The sequence below is a fragment of the Amycolatopsis sp. NPDC104863 genome, assembly GCF_055582965.1.
On sequence record NZ_JBVJOW010000012.1, the window covers coordinates 168,919 to 185,870 of the forward strand.

Here is a 16,952-nt window from a genome sequence, read left to right on the forward strand (position 1 = left end):
GTGTCGAACCTTTCCTCGTGCCGACGTACCAAACCAGGCTCGCACGACACGGGTGAGTCCGGCGAGCCAGGCGGGTACTTCGTGACCTTCTACTTACCCGTCCACGCGGAGATCGGGTTGCCGAGCCAGCGGGTGTCGGCCGGCACCTCGTCGCCGCGGGTCACCAGCGACCCCGGGCCGACCGTCGTGCGCGCGCCGATGCCGGCGCCCGGCAGCACGATGCCGTGCGGGCCGAGGGTCGCGCCCTGGCCGAGCACCACTCGCGACATGCTCATGATCCGGTCGTGGAACAGGTGCGTCTGGACGACGCAGCCACGGTTGATCGTCGCGCCGTCACCGAGCTCGACGAGGTCCGCCTCGGGCAGCCAGTACGTCTCCAGCCACACCCCGCGGCCGATCTTGACGCCCATCGTGCGCAGCCAGGCGCTCAGCAGCGGGGTGCCGCCGATCGAGCCGATCAGCCACGGCACCGCCAGGGCCTCGACGAAGGTGTCGGCCAGCTCGTTGCGCCAGACGAACGAGCTCCACAGCGGGTGGTCGACCTCGCGGAACTTGCCGACCAGCAGCCACTTCATGACGGTCGCGGTCAGCGCCGCGACGATCCCGGCGGCCAGCAGGGCGGGGCCCGCGAGCAGCAGGGCGATCCCGAAGCCGAACACCGTCGCCGCCCACAGCAGCCCGAAGGCGACCGTGACGGTCAGCGCGACCCCGCACATGACCGGGATGATCCGGCACAGCTCGACCAGCGCCCGCGCCGCCTTCAGGTGCAACGCCGGGGTGTAGGTGCGGCTCGTGTCGGCGTCGCCGATCGCGCGGCGCACCGGCAGCGGCGGCATGCCGAGGTACGACGAGCCCTTCTTCGCCTTCAGCGGCGTCGAGGACAACACACCCACGAGCCCGCGCTTGGGCACCGAACGGCCGGGCGCGGTCATCCCCGAGTTGCCGAGGAAGGCCTGCTTGCCGATCCGGGCCGGGGCGACGTGCAGCCAGCCGTGGCCGAGCTCGTAGGTGGCGACCATGGTGTCGTCGGCCAGGAACGCGCCGCTGTCCACCTTGGTCATCTTCGGCAGCGCGAGCACGGTCGACGCCTCGACGTTGCGGCCGACCTTCGCGCCGAGCAGCCGCAGCCACACCGGCGTGAACAGGCTGGCGTACAACGGGAACAGGCCTTCGCGGGCCATGCTCATCAGGCGTTCGGTGGCCCAGACCTGCCACGCGACGCGGCCGTGCACCGGGTGGTACCCCTCGACCATGCCGATGCTCAGCAACCGGACCCCGGTGAGCACGAGCAGCATGTAGGCCAGGAAGTACGCGGCGGTCGCGACCGGCACGAAGATCAGCGCCTGGGTGAAGGCGGCGAGCAGCGTCGGGGCGCCGTCGATCGCGTAGCCGAGCACGGCGACACCGGCCAGCGCGGCGATGCCCGGCAGGAAACCGAGCAGCAGCGACGTCGCGCCGTAGACCGTGGCCCAGAAGTGCGACCGCGGCGGACGGCTCGACGGCCACTTCAGCGCGTCCTTCGCGTCCTTGCCGTCCTTCCCGACGGGAGCCGCGGGCGAACCGGCGAAGTGCTGACCGGCCTTCACCACACCGCGCACGGTCGACCCGGCCGCGATCTCCGCGCCCTTGCCGATCCGGACGCCGGGGAAGAGCGTGCTGCGCGCGCCGATGCGGGCTTCCGCGCCGACGCGGACCTTGCCGATGTGCACGACGTCGCCGTCGACCCAGTGGCCGGTCAGGTCGACCTCGGGCTCGATCGCGGCGCCGCGGCCCAGCTTGAGGAAACCGGTGACCGGCGGCGGCGAGTGCAGGTCGACGTCCTTGCCGATCCGCGCGCCGAGCGCCTTGGCGTACGTCGTCATCCAGGACGCGCCGGCGACGCTGTCCGCGCCGCTGAACTCGGCGAGCTTCTCGGCCGTCCACAGTCGCAAGTGGACACTCCCGCCGCGCGGGTAGGTGCCGGGGCGCACGCCCGAGAGCAGCACCCGGGCACCGCCCGCGGCGATCGCGATCCGGCCGGCCGGGCTGAACAGCACGACCCAGGCCAGGCCGATCCACGCCCAGTTCAGCGTCGGCGCCCAGGCGAACCCGAGCAGCGCCAGGATGTTCGACAGCGCGGCGGCGAGCGTCGCCCAGCGCAGGCCGACCAGCCCCATCAGCGGGACCATCAGGGCCGTCTGGATGACTCCGGCGCGACGCGGGGTCGGCGCGATGTCGCGGCGCTCGGTGGCCTGGCCGCTCAGCGCGTCCAGCATCGCGGCCAGCGCGCCCAGCCTCGGGTGGGCGTAGATGTCGGCGACCGACACCTGCGGGTGCCGGGTGCGGATGCGCGCCACGACCTGGGCAGCGGTCAGGCTGCCGCCGCCGTGGGTGAAGAAGTCGGCCTTCGGGTCGTCGACCGACACGCCGAGGATCTCGGCCCAGCCTTCGGCGAGCCACGTCTCGGTCGGCGACAGCCCGGTGGCGTCCACAGTGGACAGCGGCCACGGGAGGGCGTTGCGGTCGACCTTGCCGGAAGTGCGGGTCGGCAGGTCTTCGACGACGGCGAGCAGCGGGACCAGCGCGGCGGGCAGGTGCTCGCGCAGCCGGGTCGCGGACTGCTCGTGGTCGAACGGCACGCCCGCGGCGGGCACGACGTACCCGACGAGGACCTGGTTGCCGGCCTTGGTGCGGCGGATCGCGGCGGCCGCGCCCTGCACACCCGGCAGGGCCTGCAGCGCGGCGTCGACCTCGCCCAGCTCGATGCGGCGGCCGCCGAGCTTGACCTGCTCGTCGAGCCGGCCGAGGAACAGCAGGCCGTCGGCTTCCGCGCGGACCATGTCCCCCGAGCGGTAGGCACGCTGCCAGCCCAGCGACGGCAGCGGCGCGAACTTCTCGGCGTCCTTCGCGGCGTCGAGGTAGCGGGCCAGCCCGACCCCGCCGATGACCAGCTCACCGGTCTCGCCCATGGGAACCGGCTGTCCCTCGTCGTTGACCACGGCGAGCTGCCAGCCCGACAGCGGCAGGCCGATCCGGACCGGGCCTTCACCGGTCAGCTGCGCGGCGCAGGCGACGACGGTGGCTTCGGTGGGGCCGTAGGTGTTCCAGACTTCGCGGCCTTCGACGGCGACGCGCTCGGCCAGCTCCGGCGGGCAGGCTTCGCCGCCGAAGATGAGCAGGCGAACGTCTTCGAGGGCGTCGGCGGGCCACAGCGCGGCCAGCGTCGGCACGGTCGAGACGACGGTGATCTGCTGCGCGACCAGCCACGGGCCGAGGTCGACACCGGTGCGGACCAGCGCGCGCGGCGCCGGCACCAGGCAGGCGCCGTGGCGCCAGGCCAGCCACATCTCTTCGCAGGAGGCGTCGAAGGCGACGCTCAGCCCGGCCAGCACGCGGTCGCCCGGGCCGATCGGCTCCTCGGCGAGGAACAGCTCGGCTTCGGCGTCGACGAACGCGGCGGCGGAGGCGTGCGTGACCGCGACACCCTTGGGCTTGCCGGTGGAGCCGGAGGTGAAGATGATCCAGGCGTCCTCGCCCGGGCCGGGGGTGCCCTCACGGCCGCCGGGCGTGCTGTGGACGGTGATCTTGCCGTCGGTGGCCACGGCCGCGACCTGGGCTTCTTCGAAGACCAGCTCGGCGCGCTCGTCCGGGTCGTCCGCGTCGACCGGCACGTAGGCGGCGCCGACGGACAGGGTGGCGAGGATCGCGACGTACAGCTCGGCGGTGCCGGAGGAGATCCGGATGCCGACGCGGTCGCCGACCCCGACGCCGTACCCGCGCAGGCGGCGGCCGTAGGCGTCGATCTCTTCGAGGAGCCGGCGGTAGGTCAGGGTGGTGGCGCCGTCGTCGATCGCGGCGGCGTTGGGGTGGCGCTCGGCCGTGACGGCGAGGATGTCGAGCAGCGTGCGCTCGCTCGCGCCGAGACCGGACCAGAAGAGGGCCCGGTCGGCGACCGGGGCCGTCGAGGGCGCGTGCGTCACCTCGGCGACACATGCGAGCGGCGCGGTGATTTCCGCGGCCGATTCAGCAGGTTCGACGGTGACGGTCATCGCCCGGTCACCCCGTGCAGCACAGAACCATGGGCGCGCAAGCCCATCACTCACCTTCCGCGAGCCTCTATCGGGCTTGCACTCCGGAATGAGGCGCCCGCAACGACCTTCCACTCTAACCCAAGATGAACGAAAGATATCTCCAGGGTCACAAAGGAGTGTCGGACCTCACGCAGCCCGGACGAACACCTGTGACGGAGCACTCACGCCCACGATTGCCCGGTCGACACGACACCCGGCCGAAGATTCGCCCGAGCGCCGTGTCGTCCCTCCAGACACGCGTGTCGTCCATTCAGGCCCGTGTGTTCCCCGAAACGGGTCAGGAAATCACCGGGATTTGGCGGGCCGCGCCGCTTTTCCGCCCACCTTCGGCTTTGCCTTCTTTTCGCGGACGCGCACATTCACCCGAACAGGGCTGCCTTCGAAGCCGAACCGCTCCCGGAACTTGCGCTCGATGAAGCGGCGGTAGCCCGCCTCGAGGAAGCCGGTGGTGAACAGCACCAGCGTCGGCGGCCGGATGCCCGCCTGCGTCGCGAACAGCACCTTCGGCTGCTTGCCGGAGCGCACCGGCGGCGGGGTGGCCGCGATCAGGTCGGACAGCCACGCGTTGAGCTGGCCGGTCGGCACCCGCTTGTCCCACGACGCCAGCGCCGTCCGCAGCGCCGGGGCGATCTTGCGCACCGAACGGCCGGTCAGCGCCGAGACGTTGACCTTCTCCGCCCACGGCACGCGGACCAGGCCGCGCTCCAGCTCGCGGACCATCGCGTGCCGCCGGTCCTCGTCGACCAGGTCCCACTTGTTGAACACGAGGACGCAGGCGCGCCCGGCCTCGACGACCATGGTCAGCACCCGCAGGTCCTGCTCCGAGATGGGCTCGCCCGCGTCCAGCAGCACGACCGCGACCTCGGCCGCGTCGATCGCGGTCTTGGTGCGCAGCGAGGCGTAGTACTCGGCGCCGGCGGCGAAGTTGACGCGCTTGCGCAGGCCCGCCGTGTCGACGAACCGCCAGGTCTCGCCGTCCAGCTCGACCAGCGAGTCGACCGGGTCGACGGTGGTGCCCGCGACCGAGTCGACCACCGAGCGCTGCTCGCCGGAGAGCTTGTTCAGCAGGCTCGACTTGCCGACGTTCGGCTTCCCGACCAGCGCGACGCGCCGCGGGCCCGACGTCGCGGCGACGCCTTCGCGCGGCGCCTCGGGCAGGGTCTTGAGAATGGCGTCGAGCAGGTCGCCGGAGCTGCGGCCGTGCAGCGCGCTGACCGGGTGCGGCTCGCCGAGGCCGAGCGACCACAGCGACGCGGTGTCCGCGAGCAGCCGGTCGTCGTCCACCTTGTTCGCCACCAGCAGCACCGGCTTCTTCGAGCGGCGCAGCACCTTGGACGCGGCTTCGTCGGTGGCCGTGGCCCCGACCGAGGCGTCGATCACCAGCAGGATCGCGTCCGCGGTCTGCATCGCCAGCTCGGCCTGGGCGGCGACGGAGGCCTGCAGCCCGGTCGCGTCCGGCTCCCAGCCGCCCGTGTCGACCAGGGTGAACTTGCGCCCGCCCCAGAAGGCGTCGTAGGCGACGCGGTCACGGGTCACGCCCGGCACGTCCTGCACCACGGCTTCGCGGCGGCCGATGATGCGGTTGACCAGCGTGGACTTGCCCACGTTCGGCCGGCCGACCACGGCGAGGACCGGTTGCGCGAGAGCCGCCTCCTCGGCTGCTTCCGCCGCCTCGATCTGCGCGTCGAGCCTGGCGAACTCGGTCTCGTCCGACCAGGTGCCGTCGATCTCGCCGACGCCGTCCAACTCATCCATCAGAACCCAATTTCCCTTATGGCGTGGCGAATCCGTTTTCGCCGCGCCAATCGTCCAAAGTCTTCACGAGCGCCGCGAGCTCCCCGCGGAGCTCTTCGGTGCCCTGGTCGAGCCCGGTCTTGCCGGGGCCGACCTTCGGCGAGAACGGCTCCCCCACGAGGATGTCCACGCGAGGGCGCCAGCGCCGCCTGCCGTCCGCGGGCTTGAGCGTCCCGCGCGTCGCGACCGGCAGCACGACCGCGCCCGACGCCCGGACCAGCCACGCCGCGCCTCGCTCGGCCGCGCCGACGTCACCGGCGCCGCGGGTGCCCTCGGGAAAGATCCCGACCACACCGCCGTCCTTCAGCACGCCGACCGCCGTCATCAGCGGTTTGCGGTCGATCTCGCCGCGCTTGAGCGGGATCTGCCCGATCGCCAGGAAGAACTTCCCGACGATCCCGGTGAACAGCTCGGCCTTGACCAGGAACGCCGAACGCCGCGGCAGCATTCCGAAGATCAGCTGCGGTTCGACGAACGAGCTGTGGTTCGCCACGACCAGCACCGGCCCGGTGGCCGGCATGCGCTCGCGGCCGTGGACGCGGATCCGGAAGACCGCCCGCAGATGGTACCGGCCGACGAGCCGCCCGGCGTCGTGGAGCCAGCCGACGGAGCCCTCGGGCAGTCCGTCAGCTTTCATCGCGCGACCTCGGCGTTGCACCCCGCCAGCAGGCCGCGGTGGCTGGCCAGTTCGCTGAGCGCGACGATCACCTGGTCGATGGACAGTTCCGACGTGTCGACGTGCACGGCGTCGTCGGCCGCGCGCAGCGGCGACGTAACGCGGGTGGAGTCGAGGTGGTCACGCCGCTCGACGCTCGCCAGGGCGTCGGCCACGGACGACTTCCGCCCGGCCGCGCTGTCCTGGGTGCTGCGCCGCGACGCGCGGACGTCGGCCGACGCCGTCAGGTAGACCTTGAGCGGCGAGTCCGGCGCGACGACGGTGCCGATGTCCCGGCCTTCGACGACGATGCCGCCGAGCCCCTCGAGGACCTCGCCGATGATCCGCCGCTGCCGGGCGACCAGCAGTTCACGCACGTGCGGCACGGCCGAGACCGGCGAAACGGCCTTGGTGACCTCGGGCCCCCGGATGTCGGCGGCGACGTCCTCGCCGGCGAGCCGGATCTCGAGCCGGTCGGGGCTGGTCCCGATGGCGAAGTCGGCGGTGTCGGCGAGCTGCGCGACGGCTTGGGGATCGGCCGGGTCGACGCCCGCCCGCAGCACGGCGAGGGTCACCATCCGGTACATGGCGCCGGTGTCGAGGTACCCGGCGCCGAGGCGCTGGGCGAGCTTGCGGGCGACGGTGGTCTTCCCGGTCCCCGACGGGCCGTCCAGCGCGACCACACCTCGTAGGGCTCCCGTCACCGGCACTCTCCTCGCGTACTCGTCCTGGTCTCCGCCGGGGTCCATTCTGCCGGTCGGGCCGCGGAGGAGATCAGTCGCCCCGCGCGCGACGACTCGCGCCTTGTCGTCCCCCCGATCACGCGAGTCGACCCTCCAGTCACGTGAACCGACCGTTTGGGTACCGCGTGTCGACCTTCCAGTCGCGCGAGCCGTCCCCTCGAGGCACGCGAGCAGGCCCGGATCAGTCGCCCCGCGCGCCGAAGCGGGTGACCACCAGCGCCAGCCGTTCCTTCCGGTACTCCGGGGATAGGCGGCCGCCGCGGTCCAGGGTCACCAAACCGTGCAGGGTGCTCCAGAACACCTCCGTCAGCGCGCCCGCGTCCTGGCCGTCCGCCACCGGCTCGATCACCGCCAGCAGCCCCGTGAAGCAGGCCTTCATCACGTCCGGGGTCTCGTCCCGGGCGAACGGCAGCTCCGAAGCCAGCGTGAACATCGCGTCGTACAACGCGGGCCTGGCCCCGGCGAACGCCACGTACGCCGCCGACACCCCCGCCACGCCGCCGTCGCCAGCCGAAGCCAGCTCCGTCGCCAACTCGCCGAAGCCCTCCAGCGCGGCCGCCGTCATGATCGCGTCCTTGCCGCCGGGGAAGTGGCTGTAGAGCACCGGCTGGCTGTACTCGATCAGCGCCGCCAGCTTCCGGGTGGTGACCGCGTCCCAGCCCTCCGCTTCGGCGAGCTCGCGGGCCGCGGAGACGATCCGCTGCCCGCGCTCGGTCCGGTCGCGCACTCGGCGCTGTCGCTGGGTCATACCGGTGATACTAGCACTGCTAGACAAACTAGCGCCGCTAAGTTAGCGTTGCTAGTATCGCTAGCAACGCTAGAAAACTGGAGGGAACACCATGCTCGTCACCGGCTACGTCCTCGTCGGGATCGTCTCGCTCGGCATCATCTACGTCGGCCTCAACTACCTCTTCGCGCCGGCCAAGATCGCCGCCGGCTTCGGGTTCACCGAGGTCCCCGAAAACGCCGAAAGCTTCCTCAACGTCAAGGGCGGCCGCGACGTCGGCGCGGGCCTGGTCCCGCTGGCCCTGATGCTCTACGGCGACCCGCACGCGCTGGGCTGGGTCATCCTCACCGCGGCCGTCTGGCCCCTCTTCGACATGCTGATCATCCTGCGCCACCGCGGGAAGAAGGCCATCGCGTTCGGCGTCCACGGCTCGACCGCCCTCGTGATGGTCGTCGCGGCCGCCCTGCTCCTGCTCGGCTGAACGTCGCGAATCGGACACGTGGGTTACGGTGGTTGGGTGAACGTCGAAGTAACTCCCCTGCCCGGCATCGGGGTCCGCAAGGACTTCAGCACCCGGACCGGCCGCCGCATCGGCGTCGTGACCCAGCGGGACGGCCACACCGAGCTCATCGTGTCCAAGGCCGATGACGCCGACGCCTGCGCCGCCTCGATCCCGCTGACCGCGGACGAGGCGGGCACGCTGGCCAACCTGCTCGGCGCGCCGCAGCTGGTCGCCCAGCTCACCGAAGAGCACCAGGACCTGCCGGGGATCAGCACGAAGCAGCTGCCGATCAAGCCGTCCGGCCCGTTCGACGGCCGGACGCTCGGCGACACCGCGATGCGCACGCGCACCGGCGTCTCGGTGGTCGCGGTGGCGCGGGCGGGTCAGGTCCACCCCTCGCCCACGCCGGACTTCGCCCTCACCGGCGGCGACCTGCTGGTGGCGGTGGGGACGAGCGAAGGTCTCGAGGCCGCCGTCAAGATCTTGAAGTACGGCTGAGCGCACGATGGACCACACCGCGCTGTCCCTGATCGAACTGGGGGCGGTCTTCTTCGTGCTGGGCGCACTCGGGCGCCTGGCCGGGAAGATCGGCCTCTCCCCCATCCCGCTCTACCTGCTCGGCGGCCTCTGCTTCGGCTCCGGCGGGCTGATCCCGCTGACCGACATCGGCGGCTTCACCCACCTGGCCAGCGAAATCGGCGTTGTCCTCCTGCTCCTGCTGCTGGGCTTGGAGTACTCCGCGGCCGAGCTGTTCACCGGGCTGCGCCGCTCCTGGACGGCGGGGGTGCTCGACATCGTCCTCAACGCCGCCCCCGGCGCGGCCGTCGCGCTGCTGCTGGGCTGGGGCCCGGTCGGCGCGATGGTGATGGCGGGTGTCACCTACATCTCGTCGTCCGGGATCGTCGCGAAGGTCCTCGGCGACCTCGGCCGGCTCGGCAACCGCGAGACGCCGGTGGTGCTGTCGATCCTCGTCTTCGAAGACCTGGTGATGGCGCTCTACCTGCCGATCCTCACCGCGGTGCTGGGCGGCGTCAGCTTCCTCGGCGGCCTGGAAGCCGTCGGCATCTCGCTCATGGTGATCACGGTGGTGCTGGTGATCGCGCTGAAGTTCGGCCGGTACGTCTCGGCGGCCGTCGACAGCCCGGACCGCGAGGTGTTCCTGCTCAAGGTCCTCGGCGCGGCGCTGCTGGTGGCCGGGCTGGCGTCGGCGATGCAGGTGTCGGCCGCGGTCGGCGCGTTCCTGCTCGGCATCGCGATCTCCGGCTCGACGGCGGAGAACGCGACGCACATGCTCGAGCCGCTGCGGGACCTGTTCGCCGCGGTGTTCTTCGTGGTGTTCGGCCTCAACACGAACCCGGCGTCGATCCCGCCGGTGCTCGGCTGGGCCGTCGTGCTGGCCGTGGTGACGACGTTGACCAAGGTCGGCACCGGCTGGTGGGCCGCGCGCCGCCAGGGCATCGGGAAGATGGGCCGGGCGCGCGCCGGAGCGGCGCTGGTGGCCCGGGGCGAGTTCTCGATCGTGATCGCGGGCCTGGCGGTGACGGCGGGCGCGGTGGACGGCGAACTGGCGGCGCTGGCCACGGCCTACGTCCTGCTGATGGCGATCCTCGGCCCGACGGCCGCACGCGTCGTCGAGCCGGTCTCCCGCGCCCTGCAACGGAAATCGGCTGCGAAGACCGCTCCCGCTGAGGCAAGCTGACGCGATGAACCCGGACTTGGCCACCGTCCTCGACCGCCCGGACCGCGACGGGCAGCAGGTGCTGGCCGCGCTGGCCGACCACGGCGTCTACGTCCCCGTGCGCGAAGACGGCACCGTGCTGTTCTCCCGGAACGACGACGGCACGCCCGCGATCCCGGGCTTCGTCAGCGAGGCCTACTGCGCGGACCAGCTTCCCGATGCGGCCGGGGCCGTCCACTGCGACGCCGTGCGGCTGCTGGACATCGTCGTGCACACCGGGGTCGAGACCCTGGCGCTCCATTCGCCGGGCGGCTGGGCCCGGGTGCCCGCGCCCTTGCTGCGGCGGACGCTGGAGGAACGCGGGCAGCAGCTCCCGGGCGAGCGGCTGAAGCTCACCTGGTCGCGCGACCCGGCGGCGGTGGCCCTGCGCGACGCCGCGATGCGCCGGATCCGCGAGTTCCCGGCGGTCCGCACGGTGTGGGTCTCCCACGCGCGCCGGCCCGACACGGCGAGGGAACACCTGCTGGTGCACATCGCCGTCGACGAGGACCTGCCCTCGGCGTCGGCGGACCGGCTGATGGAGACCATGGTCGCCGACACCGGCGGCGGGACCCCGGTGGGCATGCTGCCGTTGAACACCACGGCGCACGCCTCGGCCATCACCGAGCTGGACGGCATGGGCCTGGACACCGTCCGGGCCGACCACTCGACCGGCCGCGTCGACGTCCTTTCCCGCGAGTACGACTAGCGCAGGTCCGCCCGGCCCGCCGACGGCACGAACACGCCACCGCCGAGGGACGGGTGGGTCGAGGCCGCCGGGACGACTCCGGCCAGCGGGACCGACACCGACGTCTTCGCCAGGTCCAGCGTCACCCGGCCCGGCTGGGCCGGCCCGCGGATGAAGCTGCCGTCCGTGCCGCCGATGACCAGCGCCAGCGCGTGGCCCTTCGGCACGACGTGGTCCGTGGAAGCCAGGTCGAACGTCATCGTGTACGGCGTGCCCGGCGTCAGGACCTGTTCCTGGGACAGGGAAGCGTAGTTCGCGAGGTCCGCCCAGCCGCGGCTGAGGATGGTGTAGTTCACCTTCTTCACGTCCGCGGACGCCACGCGGTAACAGGCGTCGTCGCCCGTCGTCGACGAGCCCCAGCAGTTCTCCGTGGTCCCGGTCTTGATGCCCTCGCCGCTGCCCGCGAAGTTGCGGATCGTCGCCGTGCCGAGGTCCACCAGCAGCGCCGAAAGCCGCGCCGACGCCGTGCTCGGCGTCGCTGTCACCGTGATCTTCGACGTCCCGGACACCTGCAGGGCCGAGGCCAGCGTTCCGGTCGAGTAGGTCAGCGCGGCGGTGCCCGGGTTCGTCACCCAGGTGTCTTCGCCGAGGTTCGGGTTGTCGGTGAACGACGCCGTCCCGCTCGCGGCCGCTGTCCCGAGCGTGCCGCCGGTGTGCGGCCGCAGTGCCGTGGCCACGGCGTTGGCGGCCGGATACGCGCTCTGGTCCACCCACTGGTCCGGCTGCCGCTCGACGCTGGCCTGCGGCCCGTTCTGGACGCCGTTGTCGAGGCCGAGCAGGTAGTGGTCGAACCACCGGTGCAGCAGGTCCACCCAGCCGTCGCGGCGGTAGTCGAACGGGTCGACGTGCCCGGTCTGCGACAGCCAGATCTTCTTCTCGACCTTGAGCGCGTCCCACCACTGCCCGAAGTGGATCGTCTTGACGTTGAGGTCGTTGACCCCGTGGGACAGCAGCACGCTCGCCCGCACGTTGCCCGCGTGGGTGACGTAGTCTCGGTCGGCCCAGAGCGGCCCGTAGTCGCCGTTGGCCGTCGCGCCCTGCCGGAGCACCTGGTTCTGCGCCGAGCAGTTCTGGCCGCTGTTGCGCGCTTCGACCGTCTGCGCCAGCCCGTCCGGGTTGAAGCCGAAGGTCGCGCCGTCGGAGCGGTAGTAGTCGTACCAGGAGCTGATCGCGGAGATCGGCACGATGGTCTTCAGCCCGGCGACCCCGGTCGCCGCGACGCCGTTGGCGATCGTGCCGTCGTAGGACTTCCCGATCATGCCGACGTTCCCGGTGCTCCAGCCCGCGCTCACGGCGCTGCCACCGGTCTTCGCGCTGTACCCGGTCGCGCGGCCGTTGAGCCAGTCGACGACCTTGCGCGCCGAGTCGACGTCGGAGCTGCCGCCGACGTCCGCGCAGCCGGCCGACCGGTTCGTCCCGGCCAGGTCGACGAGCACCACAGCGTACCCGCGCGGCACGAAGTAGTTGTCGTAGAACAGCGGGAACTTCACCGGTTTCCCGGCGCTGTCGTACGTCTTCAGCTCGCTCTCGTTGCCGCGCCCGCAGCACGAGTAGTACGGGCTCGCGTCCATGATCACCGGGACGCGGCCGGTCGCCTCACCGGGCCGCACGATGTCGGCGGCGACGCGGTCGGGCTTGCCGTCACCGTCCCCGTCGTGGCCGATGTCCACCCAGACGGTCTCGCGGATCGCCTTCGTGTAGTCGTAGACCGGTTCGCTCGCCCGGGGCGCCGCGTGCGCCACCCCGGGGAGGAACGTCGTGAAGAGGATGAGCGCGAGCAGTGCCAGACCGGATCGCATGGCTCCACGCTGGCAGCGGCGGCGGGCTCGCGCCACGGCGGAAAGTCGGGACCTACAGCTCGACGTTCCGATAGAGCGCGCCGACCTCACCCTTCGTCAGCCGCCGGATCGAGCCGACGCGCTGGTTGCCGAGCTGGACGTCGCCGACCGCGGTGCGGACCAGCTTCAGCACCGGGTGGCCGGTGTCCTTGAGCAGGCGGCGCACGATGTGCTTCTTGCCCTCGTGGATGACCAGCTCGACCAGCGACTTGCCGGAGTGCATGTCCTTGACCCGGAACTGGTCGACCTTGATGATGCCGTCCGGCAGCTCCCAGCCGTTGCGAAGCTCCTTGCCGAGTCCTCGCGGCACCAGGCCGTCGACCTCGGCGAGGTAGGTCTTGAGCACCCGGTAGGAGGGGTGCATCAGCCGGTGGCCGAGGTCACCGTCGTTGGTCAGCAGCAGCAGGCCCTCGGTGTTCTCGTCGAGCCGGCCGACGTGGACGACGCCGGGGGTCTCCTCGTAGCGGCCGGCGAGGTAGTCGCCGACACACGGGCGGCCGCGGTCGTCCGACATCGTCGAGTGCACGCCCTTGGGCTTGTTCAGGGCGAGGTAGATGAGGTCGTCGCGCAGGTTCACGCGGGTGCCGTCGACGTGGATGACCGCCTCGTCCGGGTTGACGCGGCGACCCAGCTCGGTGACGACCTGGCCGTCCACCTCGACCCGGCCGGCCACGATCAGGTCTTCCGCCGCCCGCCGGGAGGCGACCCCGGCCTGCGACAGCACCTTCTGCAGGCGGATGCCGTCGGGGTGTTCACTGGATGTCATCGATGGTGTCCACTTCGGGTAGCAACGGAGCGATCGCGGGCAGGTCGTTCAGTGACGACAGCCCCAGTCGCTCCAGGAACAGCTCGGTCGTCACGTACAGCGTCCCGGTCGTCTCGGGGTCGGTCCCCATCTCTTCGATGAGGCCGCGCGCGAGCAGCGTCCGGATGACACCGTCCACGTTCACACCCCGCACCGCGGCGACCCTGGCCCGGGTCACCGGCTGCCGGTAGGCGATCACGGCGAGGCTCTCCAGCGCGGCCCGGGTCAGCTTCGACCGCTGGCCGTCCAGCAGGAGCTTCTCCACGAACGGGGCATGGACGTCCCTAGTGTAGAACCGCCACCCTTCACCGACGCGCCGCAGGTCGATCCCGCTGGTCCGGTCGGTGAACTTCTGCGCCATGGTCCGCAGCGCGACGACGATGCGGGACTTCGGCTGGCCGAGGGTTTCGGCGAGGAGCTCTTCGCTCGCGGGAGAGTCGACGACCAGGAGAAGGGCCTCGAGAGCGGCTTCGAGGGCCTCGTCGGCGGTGAGGTCGGGGAAGGCGTCGGCGTCCCCGGCGGCGACCAGGTCGGACGCGGGGTCATCGGCGGGCTCGGGTTCGGCGGCCTCGGCCTCGGGCTCCGCAGGCGCGGAGCTTTCACGTGAAAGCTCGGGCTCGCTCTCCTCGGCCTGCACGGGCTCCGCCTCGGGCTCGGGCGCGCTCTCCGCGGCTTGCTCAGGCTCGGCAGGCTCGGCCTCGGGCTCAGGCGCGCTCTCCGCGGCTTGCGCGGGCTCGGCAGCCTCAGGCTCAGGCTCGATCTCCTCCGCGGGCTCGACAGGCTCGGCCTCGGGCTCGCTCTCCTCGACCTGCGCGGCCTCGGGCTGCGTGAGCAGGGGCTCGACCGGATCCCCGTCCTCGGTCACCGGCTCGCCGGACAGCGCTTCTTCCAGCGCCACCTCGGCCGCCGTCGCCGACGGCTCGTTCTCTTCGGAGGTCACCCGTACTCCTCTTCGTCTCCGGCGGCGCGGTCCAGCTCGGCCGCCGCGGAGGCTTCTTCCTTCGAGCCGCCCGTCCAGCGGACGTGCAGCTCGGCCAGTGCCTCGGTCTGCTCGAACTGGACCGTCGCCTCGCGGTAGAGCTCCAGCAGCGCCAGGAACCGCGCCACGATCTCGACTGTGTGCTCGCAGTCGTCGACCAGCTCGCCGAACGTCGCCTGGCCGCGCTCGGCCAGCATCACCCGCAGGATCGCCGCGTGCTCGCGCACCGAGATGCGGCCCATGTGGATGTGGGCGATCGACACCGTCGGCGGCGGCTTCGGCCGGAACACCGCCACCGCGATCTCCGCGAACTTCGCCGGTGTCACGCCCAGCATGACCTCGGGCAGCAGCCCGACGAACCGCTCCTCCAGCGCCACCGACCGCGGGTAGCGCCGCAGCGCGCCCTGCTCCAGCTCGCCGAACAGGGCCGCCACCTGCTTGTACGCGCGGTACTGCAGGATCCGCGCGAACAGCAGGTCGCGGGCTTCGAGCAGCGCGAGGTCGTCTTCGCTCTCCACCTCGGCCGACGGCAGCAGCCGCGCCGCCTTCAAGTCCAGCAACGTCGCCGCGATGACCAGGAACTCGGTCGTCTCGTCGAGGTTCCAGTCGGTGCCCAGCGCCCGCGTGTACGCGATGAAGTCGTCGGTGACCCGGTGCAGGGCCACCTCGGTGACGTCGAGCTGGTGCTGCGAGATCAGCTGCAGCAGCAGGTCGAACGGCCCCTCGAAGTTGGCCAGCCGCACCTTGAACTTCGACGTGCTCAGTTCCTCGGTGTTCACGCCTTCGGGAATCATCCCGCCGTGCACCGTCTGATGCGGCTCCGGGGCCTCCGGCGCGTCAGCCGGGGCCGGTGCCGACTCGTCCATCAGCCCTCGGTTTCGCCGCCGTCTGAGCCGACCACCCGCAGCCGCTGCACCAGCACCGACTCTTCGCCGTTCTGGTCGAAGTCCGCCAGGAGCACCGCGACGGCCTCGCGGACCAGCCGGCCGCGGTCGACGACCAGCTCGTGCTTGGCCCGCAGCGTCAGCCGGGCCTGTTCCATGGCGACGAGCTCGTCCCCGGACACGTACACGGTGATCTTCGCGTCGTGCTTGGTCCGGCCGGACCCGTGCGGGGCCGCGCTGCGGGCGAGCTGCTCCGTCCGGCCGTTGCCCGCCGGTTCGACGGGCTCGGCGGGCGCCGGTGGCGTCTGGGGCGGGAGGTCGAGAGCGGGACTGGAGGTGAGGCGGAAGAGCTCCGACGCTCCGGGCAGGGAGGCGCGCCTGCTCACCGAGCGATCACCTCGCGAGCAAGCTGGCGGTACGCCGCGGCGCCGGCCGACTTGGGCGCCCAGGTCGTGATCGGCTCACCCGCGACCGTCGTCTCGGGGAACCGCACCGTGCGGTTGATGACCGTGTCGAACACGGTCTCGCCGAATGCCTCCACCACGCGAGCCATGACCTCCTTCGAGTGCAGGGTTCTCGGGTCGTACATGGTGGCGAGAATCCCGACTATGTCCAGTTTGGGGTTGAGGCGTTCCTGCACCTTCTCGATCGTGTCGATCAGGAGCGCGACGCCTCGGAGACTGAAGAACTCGCACTCGAGCGGGATGATCACGCCGTCCGCGGCGGTCAGCGCGTTCACCGTGAGCAAGCCGAGTGAGGGCTGGCAGTCGACAAGAACATAGTCGTAGTCGTTCATGACCGGACGAAGGACCCGTAACAACGTGTGCTCGCGCCCTACCTCAGCGACGAGCTGGACCTCCGCCGCGGACAGGTCGATGTTGCTCGGCAGCAGGTCAACGCCGTCGACGCGGGTTTTCATCAGCACGTCGGTCGCGCTGACCGACCGCTCCATGATGGCGTTGTAGACCGTCTGGTCCAGTTCGTGCGGCTGGATGCCGAGACCGACCGCGAGCGCGCCCTGCGGGTCGAAGTCGACGAGCAGCACCTTGCGGCCGTACTCGGCGAGGGCGGCGCCCAGGTTGATGGTCGACGTCGTCTTGCCGACGCCGCCCTTCTGGTTGCACATCGCCATGATCTTGGCCGGGCCGTGCCGCTCCAGCGGCGCCGGATCGGCGTGCTCGCGGATCGGGCGGCCGGTCGGCCCGATCCCCTCGAGCTTCACCTTCTTGCCGTTGCGCTCGCCCGGGTCGTCGCCGTCGTGCACGGCCGGGGTCGCGATCTTGACGTCGTTGAGGTTCGCCGCCGCCGACCCGGCGGACTCGGCCGGGTGGGCCGGCTGGTTCGGTGTCGACATGGCGGGAAAGCTCCTTGTTCGTCGAGTCCGCCGCAGCCTATGCGCGGAGCCGGAGCCCCGGCAAAGCAACGCGCCGGACCCGAGGGGGCAATGTCACTCGACCGTCGGTCCAGCGTAGGAAGGCCCTTTGCCGTTT

15 protein-coding genes are annotated in these 16,952 nt (G+C 71.5%); 4 read left to right on the forward strand and 11 right to left on the reverse strand.

The window, feature by feature from the left end:
• Window positions 1–89: 89 nt before the first annotated feature.
• The 5 genes from ACZ63J_RS46360 to ACZ63J_RS46380 form a co-directional block, all read right to left on the reverse strand.
• Complete coding sequence (locus ACZ63J_RS46360) at window positions 90–4,028, reverse strand: Pls/PosA family non-ribosomal peptide synthetase (RefSeq protein ID WP_465401532.1); 3,939 nt, start codon at window positions 4,026–4,028, stop codon at window positions 90–92.
• A gap of 327 nt (window positions 4,029–4,355) precedes the next feature.
• Window positions 4,356–5,825, reverse strand: a complete 1,470-nt coding sequence (der, locus tag ACZ63J_RS46365; RefSeq protein WP_465339061.1) for a ribosome biogenesis GTPase Der — start codon at window positions 5,823–5,825, stop codon at window positions 4,356–4,358.
• A 16-nt stretch (window positions 5,826–5,841) separates the two neighbouring features.
• Window positions 5,842–6,501, reverse strand: coding sequence for a lysophospholipid acyltransferase family protein (locus tag ACZ63J_RS46370; protein WP_465401533.1), 660 nt, complete (start codon window positions 6,499–6,501; stop codon window positions 5,842–5,844).
• Window positions 6,498–7,202: a (d)CMP kinase gene (cmk, locus tag ACZ63J_RS46375; protein WP_465313656.1), complete on the reverse strand. Its 705-nt coding sequence runs from the start codon at window positions 7,200–7,202 to the stop codon at window positions 6,498–6,500. Before cmk ends, ACZ63J_RS46370 begins: the two co-directional genes overlap by 4 nt.
• Window positions 7,203–7,443: 241 nt before the next feature.
• A complete protein-coding gene (locus tag ACZ63J_RS46380; protein WP_465401563.1) occupies window positions 7,444–7,989 on the reverse strand; it encodes a TetR/AcrR family transcriptional regulator in 546 nt (181 codons plus the stop codon).
• 112 nt (window positions 7,990–8,101) lie between these two features.
• Between ACZ63J_RS46380 and ACZ63J_RS46385 the strand changes: the two genes are divergently transcribed.
• The 4 genes from ACZ63J_RS46385 to ACZ63J_RS46400 are packed head-to-tail and all read left to right on the forward strand — an operon-like array spanning window position 8,102 to window position 10,917.
• Window positions 8,102–8,470, forward strand: a complete 369-nt coding sequence (locus ACZ63J_RS46385) for a DUF4267 domain-containing protein (protein WP_465339064.1) — start codon at window positions 8,102–8,104, stop codon at window positions 8,468–8,470.
• 36 nt (window positions 8,471–8,506) lie between these two features.
• A complete protein-coding gene (locus tag ACZ63J_RS46390; protein WP_465313483.1) occupies window positions 8,507–8,989 on the forward strand; it encodes a cation:proton antiporter regulatory subunit in 483 nt (160 codons plus the stop codon).
• A 7-nt stretch (window positions 8,990–8,996) separates the two neighbouring features.
• On the forward strand, window positions 8,997–10,190 hold the full coding sequence (locus tag ACZ63J_RS46395; protein ID WP_465313482.1) for a cation:proton antiporter: 1,194 nt from the start codon (window positions 8,997–8,999) through the stop codon (window positions 10,188–10,190).
• Between the two features lie 4 nt (window positions 10,191–10,194).
• Window positions 10,195–10,917, forward strand: coding sequence for a hypothetical protein (locus ACZ63J_RS46400; protein WP_465401534.1), 723 nt, complete (start codon window positions 10,195–10,197; stop codon window positions 10,915–10,917).
• Here the strand turns inward: ACZ63J_RS46400 and ACZ63J_RS46405 are convergent.
• The 6 genes from ACZ63J_RS46405 to ACZ63J_RS46430 are packed head-to-tail and all read right to left on the reverse strand — an operon-like array spanning window position 10,914 to window position 16,816.
• A complete protein-coding gene (locus ACZ63J_RS46405; protein ID WP_465401535.1) occupies window positions 10,914–12,755 on the reverse strand; it encodes a Xaa-Pro dipeptidyl-peptidase in 1,842 nt (613 codons plus the stop codon). The two genes, ACZ63J_RS46400 and ACZ63J_RS46405, sit on opposite strands and share 4 nt — an antisense overlap.
• A 52-nt stretch (window positions 12,756–12,807) precedes the next feature.
• Window positions 12,808–13,560 carry a pseudouridine synthase gene (locus ACZ63J_RS46410; RefSeq protein WP_465439958.1) on the reverse strand — a complete coding sequence of 251 codons (753 nt, stop codon included), beginning with the start codon at window positions 13,558–13,560 and terminating at the stop codon, window positions 12,808–12,810.
• Window positions 13,547–14,539 carry an SMC-Scp complex subunit ScpB gene (scpB, locus tag ACZ63J_RS46415; RefSeq protein ID WP_465401537.1) on the reverse strand — a complete coding sequence of 331 codons (993 nt, stop codon included), beginning with the start codon at window positions 14,537–14,539 and terminating at the stop codon, window positions 13,547–13,549. Before scpB ends, ACZ63J_RS46410 begins: the two co-directional genes overlap by 14 nt.
• A complete protein-coding gene (locus ACZ63J_RS46420) occupies window positions 14,536–15,444 on the reverse strand; it encodes a segregation and condensation protein A (RefSeq protein ID WP_465313477.1) in 909 nt (302 codons plus the stop codon). The genes scpB and ACZ63J_RS46420 overlap by 4 nt, the downstream gene beginning before the upstream one ends.
• A complete protein-coding gene (locus ACZ63J_RS46425) occupies window positions 15,444–15,848 on the reverse strand; it encodes a cobyrinic acid a,c-diamide synthase (protein WP_465313476.1) in 405 nt (134 codons plus the stop codon). Before ACZ63J_RS46425 ends, ACZ63J_RS46420 begins: the two co-directional genes overlap by 1 nt.
• A complete protein-coding gene (locus ACZ63J_RS46430) occupies window positions 15,845–16,816 on the reverse strand; it encodes a ParA family protein (protein WP_465339071.1) in 972 nt (323 codons plus the stop codon). The genes ACZ63J_RS46425 and ACZ63J_RS46430 overlap by 4 nt, the downstream gene beginning before the upstream one ends.
• Window positions 16,817–16,952 lie beyond the last annotated feature (136 nt).

Bases quoted from the DNA above. Each gene is read 5' to 3' on its own strand.
- ACZ63J_RS46400 (WP_465401534.1), top strand. From the start codon at position 10,195: ATGAACCCGGACTTGGCCACCGTCCTCGACCGCCCGGACCGCGACGGG.
- ACZ63J_RS46370 (WP_465401533.1), bottom strand. From the start codon at position 6,501: ATGAAAGCTGACGGACTGCCCGAGGGCTCCGTCGGCTGGCTCCACGAC.
- ACZ63J_RS46430 (WP_465339071.1), bottom strand. From the start codon at position 16,816: ATGTCGACACCGAACCAGCCGGCCCACCCGGCCGAGTCCGCCGGGTCG.
- der (WP_465339061.1), bottom strand. From the start codon at position 5,825: ATGGATGAGTTGGACGGCGTCGGCGAGATCGACGGCACCTGGTCGGAC.
- ACZ63J_RS46420 (WP_465313477.1), bottom strand. From the start codon at position 15,444: ATGGACGAGTCGGCACCGGCCCCGGCTGACGCGCCGGAGGCCCCGGAG.
- ACZ63J_RS46410 (WP_465439958.1), bottom strand. From the start codon at position 13,560: ATGACATCCAGTGAACACCCCGACGGCATCCGCCTGCAGAAGGTGCTG.
- ACZ63J_RS46385 (WP_465339064.1), top strand. From the start codon at position 8,102: ATGCTCGTCACCGGCTACGTCCTCGTCGGGATCGTCTCGCTCGGCATC.
- ACZ63J_RS46360 (WP_465401532.1), bottom strand. From the start codon at position 4,028: ATGACCGTCACCGTCGAACCTGCTGAATCGGCCGCGGAAATCACCGCG.
- ACZ63J_RS46395 (WP_465313482.1), top strand. From the start codon at position 8,997: ATGGACCACACCGCGCTGTCCCTGATCGAACTGGGGGCGGTCTTCTTC.
- ACZ63J_RS46405 (WP_465401535.1), bottom strand. From the start codon at position 12,755: ATGCGATCCGGTCTGGCACTGCTCGCGCTCATCCTCTTCACGACGTTC.